The sequence below is a fragment of the Celerinatantimonas marina genome (genome assembly GCF_046054165.1).
Lineage (GTDB): Bacteria > Pseudomonadota > Gammaproteobacteria > Enterobacterales > Celerinatantimonadaceae > Celerinatantimonas.
On record NZ_JBFNXK010000003.1, the window covers coordinates 87091 to 109174 of the forward strand.

At 47.9% G+C, this 22084-nt stretch carries 20 protein-coding genes and 1 riboswitch; of the genes, 6 read left to right on the forward strand and 14 right to left on the reverse strand.

Annotated elements, in window-relative coordinates:
• The first annotated feature begins 48 nt into the window (after positions 1-48).
• The 6 genes from ABUE20_RS04330 (at position 49) to crcB (ending at position 9093) form a co-directional block, all read left to right on the forward strand.
• Entirely contained in the window at positions 49-1680 is a 1632-nt protein-coding gene (locus ABUE20_RS04330; protein ID WP_408618618.1) for a sodium/sugar symporter, read from the forward strand.
• A 60-nt stretch (positions 1681-1740) separates the two neighbouring features.
• Positions 1741-3594: a putative nucleotidyltransferase substrate binding domain-containing protein gene (locus ABUE20_RS04335; RefSeq protein ID WP_408618619.1), complete on the forward strand. Its 1854-nt coding sequence runs from the start codon at positions 1741-1743 to the stop codon at positions 3592-3594.
• On the forward strand, positions 3588-4310 hold the full coding sequence (locus tag ABUE20_RS04340) for a 3'-5' exonuclease (RefSeq protein ID WP_408618620.1): 723 nt from the start codon (positions 3588-3590) through the stop codon (positions 4308-4310). The genes ABUE20_RS04335 and ABUE20_RS04340 overlap by 7 nt, the downstream gene beginning before the upstream one ends.
• Positions 4311-4622: 312 nt before the next feature.
• Positions 4623-6479, forward strand: coding sequence for a methyl-accepting chemotaxis protein (locus ABUE20_RS04345; RefSeq protein ID WP_408618621.1), 1857 nt, complete (start codon positions 4623-4625; stop codon positions 6477-6479).
• Positions 6480-6536: 57 nt separating this feature from the next.
• Positions 6537-8552: a DNA helicase Rep gene (rep, locus tag ABUE20_RS04350; protein WP_408618622.1), complete on the forward strand. Its 2016-nt coding sequence runs from the start codon at positions 6537-6539 to the stop codon at positions 8550-8552.
• Positions 8553-8598: 46 nt separating this feature from the next.
• Positions 8599-8660: riboswitch (Fluoride riboswitch) on the forward strand.
• Positions 8661-8709: 49 nt separating this feature from the next.
• On the forward strand, positions 8710-9093 hold the full coding sequence (gene crcB / locus ABUE20_RS04355; protein WP_408618623.1) for a fluoride efflux transporter CrcB: 384 nt from the start codon (positions 8710-8712) through the stop codon (positions 9091-9093).
• Between the two features lie 262 nt (positions 9094-9355).
• Here the strand turns inward: crcB and cysQ are convergent, their stop codons facing one another.
• From cysQ to gspC, 14 genes are all read right to left on the reverse strand, one after another.
• Entirely contained in the window at positions 9356-10201 is an 846-nt protein-coding gene (gene cysQ, locus ABUE20_RS04360) for a 3'(2'),5'-bisphosphate nucleotidase CysQ (RefSeq protein WP_408618624.1), read from the reverse strand.
• Positions 10202-10204: 3 nt separating this feature from the next.
• A complete protein-coding gene (gene nudE, locus ABUE20_RS04365) occupies positions 10205-10753 on the reverse strand; it encodes an ADP compounds hydrolase NudE (protein ID WP_408618625.1) in 549 nt (182 codons plus the stop codon).
• A 117-nt stretch (positions 10754-10870) separates the two neighbouring features.
• Complete coding sequence (locus ABUE20_RS04370) at positions 10871-11620, reverse strand: type II secretion system protein N (protein ID WP_408618626.1); 750 nt, start codon at positions 11618-11620, stop codon at positions 10871-10873.
• A gap of 2 nt (positions 11621-11622) precedes the next feature.
• Positions 11623-12093 (reverse strand): type II secretion system protein M, encoded by a 471-nt coding sequence (locus tag ABUE20_RS04375; protein WP_408618627.1) that lies wholly within the window; start codon positions 12091-12093, stop codon positions 11623-11625.
• Complete coding sequence (gene gspL, locus ABUE20_RS04380; RefSeq protein ID WP_408618628.1) at positions 12090-13286, reverse strand: type II secretion system protein GspL; 1197 nt, start codon at positions 13284-13286, stop codon at positions 12090-12092. The genes ABUE20_RS04375 and gspL overlap by 4 nt, the downstream gene beginning before the upstream one ends.
• Positions 13283-14266, reverse strand: coding sequence for a type II secretion system minor pseudopilin GspK (gene gspK, locus ABUE20_RS04385; RefSeq protein ID WP_408618629.1), 984 nt, complete (start codon positions 14264-14266; stop codon positions 13283-13285). The genes gspL and gspK overlap by 4 nt, the downstream gene beginning before the upstream one ends.
• Positions 14244-14903 carry a type II secretion system minor pseudopilin GspJ gene (gspJ, locus tag ABUE20_RS04390; protein ID WP_408618630.1) on the reverse strand — a complete coding sequence of 220 codons (660 nt, stop codon included), beginning with the start codon at positions 14901-14903 and terminating at the stop codon, positions 14244-14246. Before gspJ ends, gspK begins: the two co-directional genes overlap by 23 nt.
• Positions 14900-15256 (reverse strand): type II secretion system minor pseudopilin GspI, encoded by a 357-nt coding sequence (gene gspI, locus ABUE20_RS04395; RefSeq protein ID WP_408618631.1) that lies wholly within the window; start codon positions 15254-15256, stop codon positions 14900-14902. Before gspI ends, gspJ begins: the two co-directional genes overlap by 4 nt.
• Positions 15253-15801: a type II secretion system minor pseudopilin GspH gene (gspH, locus tag ABUE20_RS04400; protein WP_408618632.1), complete on the reverse strand. Its 549-nt coding sequence runs from the start codon at positions 15799-15801 to the stop codon at positions 15253-15255. The genes gspI and gspH overlap by 4 nt, the downstream gene beginning before the upstream one ends.
• Complete coding sequence (gene gspG, locus ABUE20_RS04405) at positions 15801-16232, reverse strand: type II secretion system major pseudopilin GspG (protein ID WP_408618633.1); 432 nt, start codon at positions 16230-16232, stop codon at positions 15801-15803. The genes gspH and gspG overlap by 1 nt, the downstream gene beginning before the upstream one ends.
• A gap of 24 nt (positions 16233-16256) precedes the next feature.
• Positions 16257-17474, reverse strand: a complete 1218-nt coding sequence (gene gspF / locus ABUE20_RS04410; RefSeq protein WP_408618634.1) for a type II secretion system inner membrane protein GspF — start codon at positions 17472-17474, stop codon at positions 16257-16259.
• Positions 17474-18973, reverse strand: coding sequence for a type II secretion system ATPase GspE (gspE, locus tag ABUE20_RS04415; RefSeq protein ID WP_408618635.1), 1500 nt, complete (start codon positions 18971-18973; stop codon positions 17474-17476). The genes gspF and gspE overlap by 1 nt, the downstream gene beginning before the upstream one ends.
• A gap of 9 nt (positions 18974-18982) precedes the next feature.
• On the reverse strand, positions 18983-21058 hold the full coding sequence (gspD, locus tag ABUE20_RS04420) for a type II secretion system secretin GspD (protein ID WP_408618636.1): 2076 nt from the start codon (positions 21056-21058) through the stop codon (positions 18983-18985).
• On the reverse strand, positions 21058-21936 hold the full coding sequence (gene gspC, locus ABUE20_RS04425) for a type II secretion system protein GspC (RefSeq protein WP_408618637.1): 879 nt from the start codon (positions 21934-21936) through the stop codon (positions 21058-21060). Before gspC ends, gspD begins: the two co-directional genes overlap by 1 nt.
• Between the last annotated feature and the right edge of the window lie 148 nt (positions 21937-22084).

Here is a 22084-nt window from a genome sequence, read left to right on the forward strand (position 1 = left end):
AAAACGCTTACAATAAAATGAAACAGGGCTGAACACAGGAACGACAGCATGACAGACATAGAGCAAGGTTTAAGTTTTATCGACATAATGGTCTTTGCCATTTATGTTGCAATTATTATCGGTGTAGGTCTCTGGGTATCCCGAGATAAAAAAGGGACTCAAAAAAGTACGGAAGATTATTTTCTGGCCGGGAAATCACTGCCCTGGTGGGCGGTGGGAGCTTCACTAATCGCCGCGAATATTTCGGCGGAACAATTTATCGGGATGTCCGGTTCGGGCTTTTCAATCGGCCTTGCCATCGCTTCTTATGAATGGATGGCCGCGCTGACGTTAATTATCGTGGGGAAATACTTTCTTCCCATCTTCATTCAAAAAGGCATCTATACCATTCCAGAGTTTGTCGAAAAACGCTTTAATAAACAATTGAAAACGATCTTAGCCGTATTCTGGATTGCGCTATACATTTTCGTCAACTTGACTTCCGTGTTGTATCTGGGTGGATTAGCACTGGAAACCATTCTGGGCGTTCCTCTCATGTATGCCGTGATTGGACTTGCATTATTCGCGCTGGTCTATTCCATCTATGGCGGTCTCTCCGCAGTTGTGTGGACTGACGTGATTCAGGTTTTCTTTTTGGTTCTTGGAGGATTCCTGACCACCTATCTGGCGGTAGGTTATATCGGTGGAGACAGTGGTTGGTTTGCGGGCTTATCCAAAATGATCGCAGCCGCTCCCGATCATTTCGTCATGATTCTTGACCAAAATAATCCGCAATATATGAATCTCCCCGGGATTGCCGTTCTCATCGGAGGGTTGTGGGTGGCAAACCTTTATTACTGGGGCTTTAACCAATATATCATCCAACGCACCCTTGCTGCCAAATCGGTTCCCGAAGCCCAGAAAGGCATTGTATTTGCCGCTTTTCTGAAAATGATTGTGCCCTTCTTAGTCGTTCTACCGGGGATTGCGGCTTACGTGATTACCAACGATCCGGATTTGATGGGTCACTTAAGTCATGTGGCAATGAATAATATGCCGAGTATTGCTCATGCGGATAAAGCCTACCCGTGGCTGACACAATTTTTGCCCGTCGGAGTTAAAGGCTTGGTATTTGCGGCATTAGCCGCTGCCATTGTCTCCTCTCTGGCCTCGATGCTCAACTCAACCGCGACCATCTTCACGATGGATATCTACAAAGAATACATCGCACCTAAATCCGGCGATTACAAACTGGTTAACGTTGGTCGTATCGCCGCAATCGTAGCGTTAATTATCGCCTGTTTCATCGCCCCATTATTGGGGAACATCGGTCAGGCATTCCAGTATATTCAAGAATACACCGGGTTAGTCAGCCCAGGGATTCTGGCGGTATTTTTACTGGGTTTATTCTGGAAAAAAACAACCAGCAAAGGGGCTATTATTGGCGTCATCGCGTCCATTCCATTTGCATTGTTCCTGAAATTTATGCCCCTGCATATGCCGTTTATGGACCAAATGCTCTACACCTTGTTGTTTACGCTGGCCGTCATTGCATTTACAAGCTTAAGCTCTTCTAAATACGATGATGACCCACATGGTATTGCATTAACGAATGAAGTCTTCGCTACCGAACGAGGATTCAATTTCGCCTCTTATGCCATTCTAATCGTGCTGGCCGTCCTATATGCACTCTTCTGGTAACTTATAACATCCTATATAAAAAGCCCGCAATGGGCTTTTTAAGGTCAGGAGGAGAATGAAATGAATGACACTTTACTTCCAAATGTCACCTCGTTTCTAAAATCAATATCCCCTTTTAATCAACTTCCGGATGAAGTCCTGGACGCCATCGCCTCAGAAGCCAGCATTCTTTATCTGGCCGCCCAAGATAGCCTGCCTATCGAACCAGAATCAAAACACTATCTTTATATTTTACGTTCGGGAGAAGTGGAACAACGCAACCCAGATGGAAGCCTGCGTTCTCGTTTAGGGACAAAAGACATTTTTGGCTTTAGTTTGCATCAATCCCAAGATCACCCGAGTTATCGGGTCAATGCCTTAAAAAATAGTTTGTTATATCGTTTTAATTATACTGAATTATTACGTGCAGTAGCGGACTACCCTCGCGTCAGTGAGCAACTTGCACTCAGTGCCAACCAACGTTTGAATTCATCTATAAACGTAAAATTTTCTGGCGAGAAAAGCCTGTTCTTTCAAAAAATCAGTACAGTAGCTAGCCACAATATTGTGGTTGCACCATCAGCGATGTCCATCAAAGAGGTGGCTTATCAGATGCGCCATGAGCACGCCTGTTCCTGTTGTGTCATTGTAGATCAGGAGCAATTGCAAGGCATGGTAACCGACAAAGATATGACCAAACGGGTCGTTGCCCTCGGGGTCGATACATCACAGCCCATTAGCACAATTATGACCCGGAGTCCGCATACGATTGCCCAGGATGAACTGGTGTTGTCCGCTATGCAGATGATGATGCAATATCAGATTCAGAACATCCCGGTATTAAACGATCAGCAACAAGTCATGGGAGTCATCACACCTCAACAATTAGTGCATAAGCATAGTATTCAGGCAGTATTTTTAATTGAAAAAATCACCCATTGTCAGTCACTGGACGAACTTGAAAAACAAGCGGTTGAACGACAGGCTATTTTTGAAGCTATGGCAGAAAGTGATCTCCCCGGTCAGGTTATCGGTCAGGTCATGAGCCTCATTTATGATACGTTTACACAGCAGTTATTAGGGATGGCAGAAACGGTTTTCGGGAAACCACCCTGTGACTACGTGTGGATTGCCGCCGGATCGCATGCCCGAAAAGAAATTCACTTAGCCTCTGATCAGGATAATGCCCTGATCTTGGATGATACCGCAACCGAGTCCGATCAGATGTTTTTCCACCACGTAGCGATGTATGTCTGCAAAGGGTTAGATCAATGTGGCTATGCGGTTTGTTCCGGACGCTTCATGGCAACCGTTGCACGCTGGTGTCAGCGCGTTGAAATTTGGCAGCATTACTATCGAAAGTGGGCGAAGAATCCAGAGTATGAAATGTTACTAAATCTGACGGTTTATCTCGATATCAGGCCCATCTACGGAAATCAGGCCCTATTTGAAAAAGTGGATCAATATCGTCTCCAGCAAGTCACTCACAATCATAAGCTGATGGCGGCACTCGTCCGTAACACGCTCCGAACTCGTCCTCCGCTTGGCATTTTTAATCATGTCGTTTTAGAAAAAAATGGCGCCAATCAGAACAAATTAAACATTAAGCGTTCGGCGATAGGATGTTTGGTGGATCTCGCCCGGATCTACACCCTGTATGAAGGTGGCGATCCACTCAATACCGAAGAACGGATCCAGTTTGCCAAAGATCAAGGCGTCATCAACGAGCAATCCGCCCTAGATTTATTAGGAACTTATCAATTTATCAATCAGTTACGTTATTCCCATCATTTGAAATGTTTACGCAATGGCGAGCCTGTTTCCAACTATTTAGATCCGAATCAATTTGGGAGTTTTGATCGTCAACACCTCAAAGATGCCTTTCGAATTATCAGTGGATTTCAGGATGCCATTAAAATGAAATTTGGATGCTGAGCATGCATTTCTGGCACAAGAGACAGATAAAAGCTCTCATAAAAAACCGACAGCAGTGGGCGACTCGCGAATTTCCCCGAGATCTACAAATATTGTTGAGTGAACCCCAGCTAACCCCAAAAACGAACATCAAGTCATTCGATATTCTGGCCTTGGATTTTGAAACGACAGGCTTCGATCCTGATAAAAATCATGTTATTAGCATGGGATGGGTCATCCTTCATCAAGGCATCATTGAACTCCAATTGGCACGTCATCTTCTCATTAACGAAACCTCTGAACCGGTTAATGAATCAGTTAAAATTCACCATTTGCTTCCACAAGAGCTGCATAATAAAGGCATTCATATTGCTTACGCCTACCAGCAACTTTTTAAAGCAATGGCCGGAAAACTCATCCTTGCACACGGTTCCGTGATTGAAAATGGCTATATTCAGCACTACATTCAACAACATTATGGAGTGTCTTCCTTTCCCATGCTCTGGCTCGATACGCTGAAAATAGAACAGTCTAAAGTTCAGCTATTTTCTCCCCCTCAAGATAAAAAAGACTGGCGATTAGCTGTCATCCGCGAACGGTACGGACTGCCCTCTTATCCCGCACATCATGCCTTAGTCGATGCCATCGCAACAGCTGAACTATTTCTGGCTCAAATGAAAGTGATGTTTGGAAACTGTGATATCTGTTTAGCCGATGTTCTGTCTTTATCAAACTAGCGTGAAGCCATTCAGCTCAACACCGAACCTTGCCCATGCCTCTAACTCTCGACAAAATAGGCGCAACAATTGCATTAATTGCCTTAGAGGATGGGACGGTCAATCAATTGAATAATTTATTCTTTAAATAACAAAAGAGTAAATAAAAGATGTTACATTAAATGTTCAAACGCTAGTGCCGATACCCAAAAGATCGGAATGAATAATAATAACCTCAAACAGAACAAGGCCTCAGACACAACTTTACCATGCGGATCATATTCGTCATGGCATTTGTCGGCATCTTAAAGAGTCATTAAAGGAATAGTGCATATGTCAATCAAACAAAAGCTTGTCTTGACTGTCGTGCTTGTACTCGCGGTATTAACCGCGATACAAATCACTACGGAGACATTTAACTTACGGCAAAATTTACAAAACACGCTCCAACGCCACACCATACAACTTGGCCACACCACTGCCAATCAGCTCAACAGCTGGTTACAGGAAAAAGTTCATATTCTTAAAACCATCAGTCAGTTTCCGCATGATGATCAGTTAAAGGCCAAACTGCGTCAGGCTCAGTTAACCGGGCAACTCACCCTAACCTACTATGCCTCCGAACAGGGAGAAATGCTGGTCGGTGACGATAGCTATAAGATCCCGGAAGGCTATGATCCCCGAGTTCGCCCTTGGTACCAGGATGTTCGGAAACAACCGATGCAAGGGATCTACTATCCAATGCCTTATGTCGATGCCAGTACCCATGAACTGGTGATGACCATCGGTCGAAAAGTTCCCAATGGGGTCTTCGCCATTGATCTATCCCTAGACAAAATGGTTCAGCTCATCAATGCACTCAGTAATGACACCACTCAGGCCTTTTTAGTCGATAAAACAGGGACGCTACTAGTTTATCCAGACCTTAAATTTGTTCTGAAACCCATCAGTCAAATCAGTCCTCAACTGAATGCAGAACACTTAGCACAGAGTACACAGCTTCAGGACGTGAATATTCAGGGCAAACCAAGTCTAGTGAGTTTCATCCCAGTTCCGGGAACAGAATGGTATTTGGGATTAAGCATCAACCGGCAATTAGCCTATGCCGAAGCCAACAGTCGTTTAATCCAATCCATTACCTTAGGCGTCATTAGCTTTCTTATCGTCGTTCTGGTTCTATACGGTGCCATTCAATTTGCATTTAAACCACTGAAAAAACTCCAACAAGCGGTTGATGATCTCGGGAGCGGAAACGCAGATCTCACCAAACGGATCCAACTGGAGCAAAATGATGAAATCGGCAAACTAGCCCAAAGCTTCAATGTGTTCATTGAACGGATCCATCAAATGCTCAAGGCGATCTATGGCGATGCCGAACAGTTAAATGAAAACGCCCGGCAAACAGCACAATCAATCGATCACTCACAAGAAGCGCTCACCCATCAGCAACAGGAAGTCACCCAGGTCGCTACCGCATTGCATCAAATGAGTGCAACGGCCAGTGATGTCGCAGCCAATGCGGAACAGGCCGCCCATGCGGCCCATGATTCAACTCAAGCGAGCGAGAAAGGCCGAGAGGTGATCCGAGCCAATCAACAACAGATTAAAACGCTGGCCGAACAGTTGGATATCACCGCACAGGGTGTACAACAGTTGGATGATGATAGTCAGGAGATTGCGACGATTCTCGGGACGATTCAAGATATTGCTGAACAAACCAACCTACTAGCTCTGAATGCTGCCATTGAAGCGGCCCGAGCCGGAGAACAGGGCCGTGGTTTTGCGGTCGTTGCCGATGAAGTGCGAAACCTGTCACAACGAACCCAGCACTCCACGGAAGAGATCCGGGAGATGTTGAAGAAACTAGCCACAAATACGCAATCGACCGTACAAACGATGCGCCAAAGCCGAGAAAAAGCCCAACACAGTGTCGACGATGCCCAAACAGCCGCCACCATGCTGGATGATATAACCCAATCCATTTTACAAATTAACGATATGGTCACCCAGATCTCCAGTGCCGCTGAAGAACAGCGAGCCGTTACCGAAGAGATCAGCCGTAATACTCAGGGGATTTCAGATGTATCCGATAACCTGCAACAACAGGCCACCGAAAGTACCGGGCAAGCACGTCAACTAGACGCCATTGCCAAACGACTGCATGACCAACTAAGTCAATTCATTCTGTAATTGGTATTCTTAAAGCTCCTTGCTAAAATGCTCAGCCATTAGCAAGGAGCTCCTAGCGTGAAATTAAATCCAGCCCAACAACAAGCCGTTGAATTTGTAACCGGCCCATGTCTGGTTTTAGCCGGTGCCGGGAGTGGCAAAACTCGGGTGATTACCCAAAAAATTGCACATCTCATTGAACGCTGTGGCTATTCTGGTCGCCATATTGCGGCGGTGACGTTTACCAACAAAGCCGCTCGGGAAATGGCTGAACGTGTTCGGCAAACACTAGGCCGACAAAAAGCTCGGGGCTTAACGATTTCCACCTTTCATACATTGGGCTTGGAAATCATCAAACGCGAACATCAAGCCCTGAATCTGAAGCCTAATTTCTCGTTATTTGATGATCATGACCAGATGGCTTTGCTCAAAGAACTCAGTGAAACACAGCTACAGGGCGATAAAGATCTCCTACGCCAGTTGCAGCAGCAAATTAGCCGTTGGAAAAACGACCTACGTCTTCCAGAACAACTGCCTGCGCAGGGCAGCGAGAAAGAACAGCTCTTTGCCGAATTATATCGTCGTTATCAGCGTCAACTTACGGCCTACAATGCGCTCGACTTTGATGATCTGATCCTGATGCCAACCCTGCTCTTACGCCTGAATGAACAGGTTCGGCAACGCTGGCAAAATAAGATCCGTTACCTGTTGGTCGACGAATATCAAGACACCAATACCAGTCAATATCAGCTTATCCGATTATTAGTCGGAGAACGGGCCTTTTTCACGGTCGTGGGAGATGATGATCAATCCATCTACTCCTGGCGAGGAGCTAATCCGCAAAACCTATCTCTTCTGCAACAGGATTTTCCCCAGCTACGAGTGATCAAACTGGAGCAGAACTATCGTTCAACCCAGCGGATTTTAAAATGTGCCAATATTTTAATTGAGAATAACGAGCATCTATTTGATAAACGGCTTTTTTCAGAATTGAACCACGGCGAACCACTCAAAGTATTGATCGCCAAAAATGAGGAACAGGAAGCGGAACGCGTCATTGCCGAACTGATGGGTCACCGCTTTATCAATCGAACTCAATACCGAGACTATGCCGTTTTATACCGAGGGAATCATCAATCTCGATTACTTGAAAAAGCCTTGATGACCAATCGGATCCCCTACCGAATCAGTGGTGGGCAGTCCTTTTTCTCACGCGCAGAAATCAAGGATTTGATGGCCTATTTAAGACTGCTGGTCAATCCAGATGACGATAGCGCCCTGCTGCGGATCATTAATGTTCCCCGCCGGGAAATCGGTCCGGTCACGCTAGAAAAAATCGGTCATTTTGCCAATGAACGTCATATCAGCCTGTATCAGGCCGCCTGTGATGAAAACCTGCAACAACAGTTAAGTGGCCGGGGCAAACAAGCCGTCGAATTCTTTTTCCGCTGGCTAGTCGAACTCTCGGATCGTGCGATGCGAGGCAATACGCAAGAAGCCGTCCGCGATCTGATTCGAGATATCCATTATGAAGACTGGCTTTATGAAACCAGCCCAAGCGCCAAAGCGGCCGAAATGCGGATGCAGAATATATCTCAATTATTTAAATGGGTCAGCGATATGCTCGAAGGGGATGCGGATCAAGATCCCATGACTTTAACTGAAGTCGTCAACCGACTGATCCTGCGGGATATGATGGAACGGGGTGAAGATGACGCTGATACCGATCAGGTCCAGCTGATGACACTGCATGCCTCCAAAGGACTTGAATTTCCCTATGTCTATCTTATCGGTATGGAAGAGGGTCTACTCCCCCATCAAACTTCCATTGATGAAGACAATATCGAAGAAGAACGGCGTCTGGCCTATGTGGGTATTACCCGGGCCCAGCAGGAACTCACGTTTACACTCACCCGAGAACGTCGCCAGTTTGGAGAAGTGACCCGACCGGAACCCAGTCGCTTTTTGATGGAACTGCCTCAGGATGACCTTCAGTGGGGCAACCGCCCTAACGAACAAACGCCCCAACAGCGTCAACAAAAAGGATTGGCCGGTGTGGCCGCCCTCCGCGAAATGCTGGCTAAAAAAGAATAACGGGCTATCACTGACTGGGATAGCCCCCTAAATATGTGTAAGATAGGGTTCCAATGGAGATGGCATTCCTCCATAACCGCCTTTTCGGCTGATGATGCCTGCCTACTGTCGCGCACTAACGCGATCGGTCTTCGAATAAAAATGATCCAGAGGTCTTATGTTATCGACATTGATTGCCGTCTTCATTGGCGGCGGCTGCGGCAGTATGCTGCGTTGGTTTATCAGCCTGAAACTTAATCCAGTCACTGGAACCCTGCCATTGGGCACCCTCGCCGTCAATATGCTGGGGGCCTTTATCATCGCGATTGGGATGACATTTTTCGCTAAAATGCCACAGCTAGATCCGGCCTGGAAACTGATGATCACTACCGGTTTTTGCGGGGGCTTAACGACTTTTTCCACCTTTACGGCAGAAACGTTATCTTTAATTCAACTCGGGAAAATGATGGCGGCCATCAGTAATATCTTGCTGAACCTAGCCGGTTCGATGGTGATGGCTTCATTAGCTTTCGGTTTAATGGCTTGGCTAATGGCCAAATAACCTTCTCAAAGCAGCAACTCATCCTGGTGCTGCGTTTTAGGTTTCGAGCTCAAAAAGCTGAAGAGTGGCCATAAAAAACGCACTGATTCGGCAAAATCAGTGCGTAAAACTATAGTCACTATAGTGGAGCTTTAAGAGCCAATCAATTTAAATTATCACGATCACACATCGTGGTCGCTCAGATATTTCTAACCTGAGCCACGGGTTTATTATATCCATGAGCAGGGGCGGATATCTGTGAGCAACCACTTACTTTTGTGGCTTAAAATCGTGACCGAATGCGATCATTTTGCGGAATTTTGGCAATAATATCAGCCCACGGCAGGCTCTGATCGCCAATACCGATGAAATCTGGATTCAACAGCGATTCATGGCGATTAAAACTCATCGGCTGCAGATTCAGATCTAGCAAAACGCCGCCCGCTTCCCGTAGAATCACCTGAGGAGCACCGATATCCCATTCTCCGGTAGGCCCTAACCGAATGTAGCAGTCGGCTTGCCCTTCGGCCACTAGGCAACTTTTTAAACTGGCACTTCCCAAAGGGATCAATGAATAATTAAAATCTGGATTAAGGATCCGTCTTAATTTCTGTTCTTTCTGAACCCGGCTCACGGCAATCGAAATCAGATCAGGTGCTCGCTGATAATGAGTACAAGAAATCGGCTGTGCGCTTGCCATTCCCTGTCGTTTATAAGCCCCTTGGCCTTTGATTGCAAAGTAACAAACATCCGAAACCGGAGCATAAACCAGCCCTAAGACAGGTTCCCCCTGATCAATCAGGGCAATCATCGTTGAAAAATCACCAGTTCCAGAAACAAATTCCTGAGTTCCATCCATGGGATCCACCAGCCAGTACCGCTGCCACTGCTGGCGCTCCTGCAAGTGAATATCCGCCTGTTCTTCCGACAATACCGGGTATTCTGGCGTCAACTGTTGCAGTTGCTGCATAATAATCTGGTGAGCCGCATAATCAGCACTGGTCACGGGAGTATCATCAGCTTTGATCTCAGACTGATAACAACCACTTTGATACAATTCTAAAATAGCCTGACCGGCCTGGCGGGCAATCTTTTCGACCTGAGGCTGTAATAAATCCAACTGCTGCATGCCTTACCTCTGTTGTTGCCACCACTGATGAAAAAGAAATAACGCGGCAATGGTCCGGGCTTCACTAAACTGGGGCTGCTCCAATAATTCAAACGATTGCGCAATGGGGATACGTTCCACTTGCAACGGCTCCGGCTCATCTCCCTCCAATCGCGATGGATAAAGCCCCTGAGCGACAAAAATCTGCATTGAGCCACAAAAATAGCTGGGAGCGACCGTCAATTCCTTCAACAACGAGAGCTGCTGAGCCGCCATGCCGATCTCTTCCTGAAGTTCACGGTTGGCCGCCTGCGCTGTCGTTTCACCTGAATCAACAATGCCTTTAGGAAAGCTTAGCTCATAACGCTCACTGGCAGCCGCATATTCGCTCACCAAAAGTAGTTCATCGTTTTCTGTCACGGGAACCATCATCACGGCTCCCGAATTTCCCCCCAGCAAACGTTCATAAACACGCTGACTACCATTGGCAAATTCCAAATGCAGCGCTTCAACTGTAAAAAAACGACTCCGGGCAGAAATCTCTTTCCCCAGCAATTTAGGCAGGGTAGCCATATCACCTCATCACGCGATTATCATTCACTCTATGCTAACGCGTCCCATGTTTTTTTAAAGTAAAAGTTCACAAGGTTCGGTACGCATCCATCAATGTTAGCTATCGCTGGGACAGGGCTATGGGGTTAATTTCCCTGAACGTTCAAGATGATAGAAACCATCCTTACTCACCCGGAAATATTGTTTTACAACAGCCAGATAACTTTGAGGAAACTGAGCCGTAGGTTTGAAGTTCATCTGCCACTGCCAGCGATCCGGCGATAACCGCACGTTCCCATCAGCCGAAAACAACACCCCCCGATGCGTTAACTGAAATCGAGGCTCAGCGTTATCACATGTCAATTGTCCCTGCAGAGGGGATGGCTTTAAAGCCCCCAATGCCGATTGCAGCTGTGGGTCCTGCCAGCGAATTTGCCCCGTCAGTTTTCGACAGCCGGGCTCACTGGGCTGAAACTGAACATTTTGCAGCTGAATGATACCGCTTAATTGTACCGGCGGCTCATCTCTAAACAAATGTGACAGCAGCGCTGCAGCGGCTATTTGTGTGTTTACCTGCCGTATTTGCCAGCCCCAAGGCGTCAATACCCCTTGAGCCTGTCCTGACAGATCCCCATGAAAGGATAGATCAAACACAGCTCGACCACTGAGTAAAGCCCAGGGATGCAGCCGCCAGTGAACCTGCTCCAGGTGCCAATTCTGCCATTGCAATTGAGCCATTTGCCCCTGCATTAAAGAACCTTGGGGCCCTGAGATCCGAACCGATTCAGGAACAAACCAATGGACAAGTCGACTGCTGGGAGTATGTATTAGCAGTGTCAGCAGATAAACAACCACCGCAATTCCCCCGATCCCAAACTGCTTTTTCATATTCATCGCCCAAAACGCAGCCGAGAGACCTGCACGATACCACTCTCTTTATCCGCCTGAATATTAATCGTTTCGACTCGATATCCATGCTGTTGCTCCATCTGCGCCAGCCAGCTTAACAATGGATCAAAAGCAACCGGGGCGATCCAAACATTATAATGATCCTGTTGCTGCTGCAGTCGGGTCAGTGAAATGCCAAAATCTGTCGCACTCTGATTGGCCGTCTGCGAAAAAGTTGCGGTCGGCTGGGATGGTGCGCCATTCGACGCCACAACCTGATCCAGTCGATTTCCCTGCTGCTGAGCCCAAATCAAGATTTGTTGCTGCTGATCGATCGCTCGCCGAGCTTGCTGATCCAAATTCTGCAAGCGCTGCCATCCCTGCTGGTAAACGATCAAAATTAAAACCAATCCCCCTGCAATCCCTAAAATCCAGCGTTCCCGAAGTGAACGACCCTGCCACCACTGCTTCATGGTCTCTCCTTAATCGTTAACGTTGCATTCACATGATCGCCCTGACGGCTTTGAGCCCCACTTTGCACCAGCATCGGTCGGGCCGCTTTTGTAAACTGTTCAAAACTAGCGAATGATGGCGCGCTCACCTGTAACGTCATCGTATGACTGCTATCGTCATAATTCAGGCCATTGATTTTTAAATCCGGAAATTGTGAGAACACCGGTGTTAAGTGAGCCAACATCGATAACAGCCCATGCGAAACCCCCGAACTCCGGGAATGACGCATCGCCTGTCGCAAAGCTTGTTGGACATAAGCGGCCGCTGGCGGCTGCCGGTGATACACGCGTTGGTAAAGACTCGCTAACTGCTGCTCACCAGTCTTAACTTGCTGCTGCAACTGCCAGCTATGAGCCAACAGCTGAGCAACCGCTAAGACCACCACAAAAACAGCACTGGCCATAAACCAACGCCAGCGACGCCAGGAAAAACCACTGGCATGTTCCTGACGGTATGCCCCATGCAACAAATTGACTCGACTTTGCAACGCCCCGGTGACAAGGCTCTGTAATGGCAACTCAACGTCCATCGCTTGACGCTGCCATGAGGGATCAATCCGTTCTGCCGGAATATCACTGACCAACACCATCGAAGGTTCCCAGCTCATTTCCGAAAGAACTTTTTCCAGCCAGTGATCATCAATATATCCGCTCACACCATGCTGCTGGCGGATCAACCAACCGCCCCGATAGTGTAACAATGACACGGTCGATGGATCAGAATTGGGGAGAGCCAGATAATCTGGAAGCCAGCGCCCGGGCGCAATCCCTGCTTGTGAAAACTGCTGCAACCAACTTTCCATCCAGGAATGATCCACAATGGCGGCACTAAAAATGCCATCTTGGTAATCCAGCGATGTGATGTGAACCTGCTCCGGATCGCAGGCTAACTGATCTTCGAACAGATAGGTTAAATGAGACTGGATCTGCCGGTATTGAGTTCGAGTTAATGGAACCTGTAGCACACTGACCCGTTGCCCCGGAAGCAACACGATCACCTGCCGCTGCCGGGCCATTTCCTGCAAATGCACCAGTTGCTGTGCGTTTTCCAGCACACCGCTCCCCACCGTCTGCATCGTATCAGGAGACCAGCATAACCAATCCATCTCAGCCGAGAGGTCTGTCCCTAAATGAATAAGCAATACTTCCTTCAATCCCAATCTCCTAACGTGCGACGCACCACATGCATATTGGACACGCCGCGCCGGACGACCAGTGAATTCAATGAACTCACTTGTCCGTCTTCCGTCTGTGCCTGTAATTTCACTAAAAAATAACGACTGGTTGTCGTCATTGTTCTTAATACACCTTGCTCTAAACGCACTTTAGCCAGCTCAGGGCTCGCCATCATTTGTAGCACCCGCTGATATCCTTGATGAGGACGACGACGAATGACGGCCAGTGCGGCATGATGGTTGACATAACCATAAAACAACATTTCTAGTAGCGGTGCCTGCGCCTCTTGAATCGTATTAATATCAATCAGTAACCGTTCGGATGGCAAGACACACAGCAAGGGACTCACATTTCGATAGATCTCGGCACTGACCCCTTGCACTTCCCGCCACTGGGATTTACTCACCAAAGGGGCATCACTGGTTCGATAATGAGCATCGTGATAAGCCCGATCCTCAGCACCATAACTGATGGTATCTTGATCGCTATCCACCCAGTCCCGCGTCGCGGCAGCAATATCACGCGCTTGACTGGATGAAACCCCCTGGATCATCAGTAAGCGGGTAAACAACATCTGAACCATCGACTGGGCTCCCCGATTATTGGGCTGAGCCAGTGCATTTAAATTAAAACAGGTTCGCTGATCCACAATCTGGCCACGGAGCATACCGCCACTGACAGGCAACTGAATATGCTGACTGGCCCAATCCTGCGCCAACGACAATTCAGTCGAACGCTCCATATCATAACGCAGCACTCCAACCGCTAAGGCTTCCCCACTGAGCAATCGCTGCCAGTTATCTGATTGAGCCTGAACCTGGCTGACACGTTCAATATCCACACTTAAACGGTTACTCAACCGGCTCGTGATCAGGATCATCATCACGATGATCAACATCACGACCAATAATGCGACCCCTTGCTGCCGGGCGCGCCTATTCCAGCGTACTCGTCTCATCTTCCTGAGCCTGCATCATTTTTTCAACCGCCTGATAATCGGGAGTCAGTAAAAAGCTCCGTCGTAATTTGCCCACCCCTTTGATACTAAAAGTCACTTCAATAGCCTGAGGAAGCTGGTCATTACGATGCCAACGAGTTAACCATCCCCCCCCTTTTTCAAAAAAACGGAACTGCAACTGACTAACATCCGTCAATAACCGTTGCTGTTGCGGTAACTGGCCACTCACCGGATTCAAATGACGATAAAACTGGCGAATTAAAACACCATCTTCAACGATATACCCGACTCTTAAAACACCGGAGCGCTGCTCTTTCGCCTGAACATTTTTCCATCCCAGCCGAATCAGAGAAATGCCGCCCTGGTCACTTCCTAGCCACCCAGGGCCACCGGCAACACCTTGCAGCTTCATGCCTCGCAACGAAAGCATCGTGGCTTGATGAAAATCAGCCCCCATCAGTGCAAATGTGCGTTCCAATGCGGCCAATTGATCACTATGTCGACGGCTGACTAAAGCCGTATTGGTCAACCCTCTCAACATCTGGTACCCGCCCAGACTCAACATGGCAAAAACAACTAAAGCAATCAGCATTTCCAGCAAGGTAAAACCATGCTGCCGCGCCCTCGCACGACTCATGACTCAGAGCGTCCTAAATAGCTGACCCGGGTAATGATCGGATTCTGATCGGGTGACAATCGGATTTCCACCTGAAATGGAATCAACCAACGATTGGGCTGCCCGAGTACAATTCGCCAGTACCAAACACGTCCGGCCATCGTTACCTGTCCCTGAGACGCTTCTAACTTCGATTTCAACCGAGCATCAACCAGCACATTATCAGCGACCCAATCAGCAACCGCATTCCGCTCTAAATGACTTACATGCCCCAGATGCGCATTTCCAGCCTGAATCAGCGATAATCCGGCAATGGCCAACACCGCCATTGCGACAATCACTTCCAGCAGCGTAAATCCCCGATTATGCCTCATGAAGCGAGCCCGCGTTCTACAACCAGTTGCTGACGATCATCGACTGCAATCATCCAACGAACCCCTTGGATCACAACACTCAATTGGAAATCCGGCCAGATCCCATCCCCGTTGAAAAACAGCTGCATAGGCGGCATTGGGGGGTGTTTTACCTCAGACTTGAGCATCCCGGTTCCATCGCCCTCGGCGATTCGTTTCGTCGGTTTAGGCGGCGTCAGATCAATGGCTTTCCCATCAATTTGTAATGACAGTTGCAGCGGTCCATGCACAGGCTGAAAATGACCTTGTAACAATTGCCAACGCTGGTTGCGGTAGTCATAAAAACGATAGCCGTTATCCGTCAGATTCAACCCCAAAGGCTGCTGATTCAAAACGGCCTGATCCCGGGCAAAGCGCAGTTGTTCCGCCAGAAAACGAACCTTCTGTTCACTGGCTTGCTGAGTACTATTGGGCCCCATAGAATAAATAACGACCGAACTGCCGATCCCGATCAAGGCAATCACCAGTAATAATTCCAGCAATGTAAAACCGCGCTGAGAATGCATTATTTAATATTCCAATTCCCAATATCATCCTGCGTGCCTTCCTGACGATCCGGACCATCAGAAAAAACATCGATCGAGCCATGCTCACCGGGCGAATGCAACTGATAAGCCTGACCCCAAGGATCTTCCGGTAACCGACGAATATAACCTCCCTGCCGATAATTTTGCGGCAACGGCTCGATCTGAGGTTGAGTAACTAACGCCTGTAATCCTTGCTCGGTGGTGGGATACACATTGTTATCCAATTTATACATATCCAGTGCATTCTCCAGAGCCACAATATCGGCCAGTGCTTTTTTTTGGTCGGCTTTTTCTTTATTGCCCATCAGATTAGGGACGACCAGTGTCGCCATCAATCCGATGATCACAATCACGACCATTACTTCTAACAACGTAAATCCCCGACTACGACGATGTTGTTGTCTGCGCATCACTGATATTCCTCCATCGATCCATTAACCGATCATGTTGTTTAAAGCTAAGATAGGCTGAATAATCGCCATCACAATAAAGAGAACGATGGCGGCCATCGTTACAATCAACACTGGTTCAAAAATAGCCAGTGCAATAGAAACTCGATAACTGAATTCCCGATCCTGAAAATCAGCCGCACGTTCCAACATCTGTTCCAATTCGCCGGTTTGTTCCCCACTGGCAATCATCTGCAATAACATGGGAGAGAATAATCCGGTTTCGGAGAAAGTACTGAGCAGCGGATTCCCTTTCCGAACCGATTCGCTGGCAAAGATCAGTTTGGAACGGGCATACAGATTCGATAACACCTGACTGGCAATTTGCATCGCTTCAACGAGCGGCACGGCGCTAGCGGTTAAAATACTTAAAGTACGGGCAAAACGAGCCGTCTGCAATTCAGAAATCACACGCCCCATCACCGGCAAAGACAGACTCTGCCGATGCCAGCGCATGCGAATCGCCTCTTTTTTTAATGCACTGCGCACGGCCATAATCACAACCACAATCAACAGCGCCATCCACCAACCATTATTCCGAATACCATCACTCAGAATAATCAGGATCCGGGTCGAAAGCGGCAGTTCCTGCCCCATATGCACAAACTGCGCAATAATCTGCGGCACCACCGCGCTGAGCAGGATCACAATCACCGCCACCGAGACCACCACCAATACCGCTGGATAGATCATCGCCTGTAGGGTTTTCATTCGGATCTGTTGCCGTTGCTCAGTGTAATCAGCCAGACGATTCAACACTAAATCCAGATTCCCGGTCCGCTCACCCGCCGCCACCATCGCACGATACAAATCATCAAAAACCCGAGGAAAGCCGCTCATACTCTCCGAGAGTGAATATCCTTGAGCCACCTGGCTACGCAGCTCAAATAGTAAACCTTTCACATTATTTTTATTGGTCTGCTTTGCGACCGCCCGCAGCGCTTCTTCGACGGGTAATGCCGCAGCAATCAGCGTCGCCAGTTGCCGGGTTAACAAGGTTAAATCAGCACTTTTAATCCGCCGAACTCGTTTCCCTTGCTTTTGTTCGGTCGCTACTTTGGCTGAACTCGCCGCTTCAATAACCAGCGGCGTTAATCCTTGACTCCGTAGCTGAACTCGCACGGCTCGGGCTGATTCACCATCAACAACGCCTTTCTTTTTCCGACCCTGAGCATCAACCGCCTGATATTGATATGCCGCCATCAACGATCCTCGCGCGTCACGCGCAGCACTTCTGACAAACTGGTTTCACCGGCTAGGATCTTGGCCGTGCCATCACTAATAATCGGGGGATAATGACGACGAGCGATCTCCAGCATCTCCTGTTCACTCGCCCCTTCGTGGATCAACTCCCGCAATTTTTCATTCATCACAATCAGTTCATAGAGCCCCGTCCGTCCTTTAAAGCCCGTCTGATTACAATGCTCACATCCCCCCGCATCATAAACCTCATGGTGATGATATTCAGTGGCATCCAAATCCAGTGCTCGGCACTCTTTTTTAGTCAACTGATGAGGGACCCGGCAATGAGGACAAAGTACCCGCACCAATCGCTGAGCCAATACGGCCACCAATGACGACGCCAGTAGAAAAGGCTCAATTCCCATATCTCGTAGCCGAGTCACCGCCCCAATCGCCGTATTCGTATGCAAGGTAGAGAGCACTAAATGTCCGGTCAAACTGGCCTGAACCGCAATCTCTGCCGTTTCAAAATCTCGGATTTCACCAATCATGACCACGTCCGGATCCTGTCGCAAAATGGCGCGTAATCCCCGGGCAAACGTCATATCGACTTTACTGTTCACCTGAGTCTGACCAATCCCTTCAATGTTGTATTCAACCGGATCTTCGACGGTCAGAATATTGCGCTCCCGGGTATTAATGGCATGGATCCCCGCATACAGAGTGGTACTTTTCCCCGACCCGGTTGGTCCGGTCACCAAAATAATGCCATGCGGTTTGTGCAAGAGATCGAGTAGTTCTCGATACTGCTTGTCTTTCATCCCCAACGACTGCATGTCCAGCCGAGCCTGCTGTTTATCCAACAAACGCAAGACAACCCGTTCCCCAAAACTCGAAGGCATGGTCGAAACCCGTAAATCCACGGCTCGCCCGGCAATTCGAAGCGAAATACGGCCATCTTGAGGTAACCGTTTTTCCGCGATATCCAAACGCGCCATCACCTTAACCCGAGCGGTCAACAATGCCGCTAATTGCCGATTGGGCCGTAAAATTTCCCGCAACACGCCATCGATACGAAACCGAATCGACAAGGTTTTTTCGAAGGTTTCAATATGGATATCACTGGCCCCCTCTTTAATTGCTTCGCCCAACATGGCATTCAACAACCGGATAATCGGCGCATCATCATCGGATTCCAGCAGATCTTCATCATCATGAAACTCACCGGCCAGAGTGTAGAAATCCATTTCACTACCGAGATTCTCCATCAGTTGCCGGGCCTGTGAGGAGTCATTTTGATATAGCCGGGTCAGATGTTGTTCGAAAACATCTTGTGCGACCGTTTCCAGATGAAATGCTCCGCAGATTCGTTGTACTTCAGACAAAACACTGAAAGGGACCTTCGCTAAGGCAAAGAGCTGACCAGAGAGTGGATCAAAGACCGCCCCCATGTTTTTTGCAAAACCATAGGGGAGCCGTTGGGGCACTGTTGCCGCTTCTGCTGTCAATGAATCCGTCATAAAGACTTCCTATTCCTTCGCCGCCGGTGCCGTAGTCGTCACAGTCGATGAGTTCGAGTGATCATGCTTCATCTGATCTAAATATTTTTTCACCTCCGGCGGTAGCATTTCATCAGACAAATCCGTATTAAATGCAGGTAATGCCGGCGTTTTTTCATTAGGCATTAAATGAATCCCCATCTCCTGACGGTACAACTCCAATGCTCTGATTTGTGAGTATTTACGCGAACTCAAATCCTGCATGCTCGAACTATCACGAATAATCGACGGTTTAATGAAAATCATCAGATTTCGTTTCACCTGACTACTGGATGATGAGCGGAATAAAGCTCCCAGATAGGGGATATCACCCAGTAATGGGACTTTACTGACACTCTGTTCCACTTCATTATCAATCAAACCACTTAAAACAACCGTCTGACCACTATCCACCAACACCGTTGTATCTAACTGCCGTTTCGAAAATGTGACATCAACAGAGGTCTGTCCATTCACACCGGAAACTTCTTGCTGGATCTTAAGTTGTACGGCATTGCCCTCATTAATCTGTGGTGTCACCGTCAGCTTAATTCCCACTTCCTTACGCTCAACGGTCGTAAATGGATTGGAATTATCCGAGCTGGCAGTTGAACCGGTAATAATGGGCACTTCCTCACCCACCAAAAACGAAGCCTGCTGATTATCCAAAGTGGTAATCGACGGAGTCGCCAAAATATTATTTTTGGTATTGGTCCGGGATGCCTGAAACAAAGCTCCCCATCCCTGGTTATAAAAACCGACCAAAGCGCCCGATGCACTCGACAACGTATTGGCTAAATCACTGACATCTCCATCCGATGAAGTCGAGGTTGACGTTCCTGACGAAGAATAATCCGTCGAGGTCGTACTCTGGGCATTATAAATGCCTGCCGCGATACTACTAATCGAGATATTTGAACCGTTGGTATATTGAGTACCACCGGCAGGCGTCAACCACTGGATCCCAAGATTAGCTCCATCGTTATCGGCGACTTCAATAATCATCGCTTCGACGTGCACCTGAGCACGCCGGATATCCAATTGCTGGATCACTTTCGATAGCGAACGCATCGTCTCCGGTTTCGCCGTAATCACCAACGAATTAGTATCATCAAATGATTCGATAGAAAAATTCTGTCCCGATGCTCCCGATTGAGTCGTCCCTTTCGCTTTATTATCCTGCTGAACCAAGGTTTTACTCACACCCTGTAACACTTTCACCAAATCTTTAGCATGGGCATATTTCAGATAAAAAACCCGGGTATTGCCGTACGATTGCAACTCACTATCCAGCTGATTGACCAACCGGGCAATTCGTCCTCGAGCTTTAGGATTACCCGATACCAAAATACTATTGGTACGTTCATCGGCAACCACCGCCGGGATCAAGGCCTGAGGCTGATCTTTTTGATCGGTTTTATTGATAACCGAGTTCACCACCCGCACCATTTCATTGGCCGACGCATATTTCAGCCGCACAATGTCGATCTGCTTGTCATCCGCCTGATCGACTTGCCGAATAATATCAACCATTCGATTCACGACAGCGGCCCGCCCCGTAATCATCATCACGTTCGAAGGCGCATAATGAATGACGTTACCGCCTCCGTTACTATCATTCAGCTGACGTAAAATCGGCGTTAATTCTTTCACTGAGACATTATTCACCGGCACAATCCGCGTCACCATTTCATCCCCTTCTCCGGGATGTTTGGCCGAAGCTAAGTGAATCGCCGATGTTTTCGCATTCTGAACCGGAACAACCTTAATCACGCCATCCGGCATATCCACCGTAGCCAGCCCATACACCTCCAGCACATTCAGGAAAAACTGATAGTACTGGTGTTCATCGAGCATGTTATAGCTACGGACATTTACCTGACCATGAATCGAAGGATCGATAATGATCGTCTTATTGAGATTTCTCCCAATGGTATTAATAAACTCAGTGATCTCAGTTCCTTTGAAATTAGCAGAATATTCAGCGGCAAATACTGACATACTGCACAATAACCCAAACCCAACGGCAGCGGCGCGAAGGAACGATGTAATTCCCTTTGATTTCATTAAGATGGATTCTCCTCGGATGCAGGAGCGGGAAGGTTTACATTCACCGTCAGATGCACTCCCTGTCTGATTAATTCGACCTGATAACTGCTGTTTGCAGAAAAGTGACGATAAATTTTCACAATCTCACGAGTATCATTTAATGAATGACCATTGATTGCGATCGCCAAATCTCCTGGCTTAAACCCTAACTGATTAAATAACTGCGGATGAGGCCCAGGCTGTAGTTGATATCCTAATAGCCGTCCCTGATCCCGTTTTGGAATAATCTGAATAAATTGATTAAACTGCCCCGGATCGGCCAACAGCTGAGCCAGTTGCTGTGACACGAGCGGAGGATAACTCGATGTTGGCGTCGATATTCGGGGCAAAGCAGCCTGCCGATCCAGCTGGCTCTGTGGTAATTCCAGCCGTTCCTGATGTCCATCGCGTTGCAATACAATATAATAAGGATAAATGTGCAGAATTTTAGCCTGCGTCCCGTCGATGGTCTCTCCAACCCCATAGATATATTGCTGGCTGGCCCGGCTAATCACAGCCAGCGCTTTGTGTTCATCGGAACTATACATCACGCCAGTCAAACGAATCGGTAATTGGGTCGTGGGAGCATCAGCCTGCGCGCTAGCCGCTGATTGTGCTTTTCCAAACAGGTGCAGCTTTTTCAGCACGCTCAAATCAGGGGACGACGGTCCAGTCGCCGCAGGTACGGTTGCAACAGGCAGGGGATCGGATGCATCTGGCCACAGTTGCCAGGTGAGCAATGCCAGCTGATAACAACCGACCAACAGCAAAACTGTGGCCAACGAATGGCATACTACTGGCGGGACCGACGTGACCCTCTGCGAGATCGCCACTAATCTTTGACTAAATTCATTCATGAGTTTATCACGGGTACAACGCTTCCAGCGTTGGCTAAACGGAAAAATGGGCTTGTATCAACATAAAAGCTCATCTATTGATAGTTAAATTATTATCTATAATAAGCACTGCCGGAGTAATGTACAGCTAGACAACACGCTAATTATG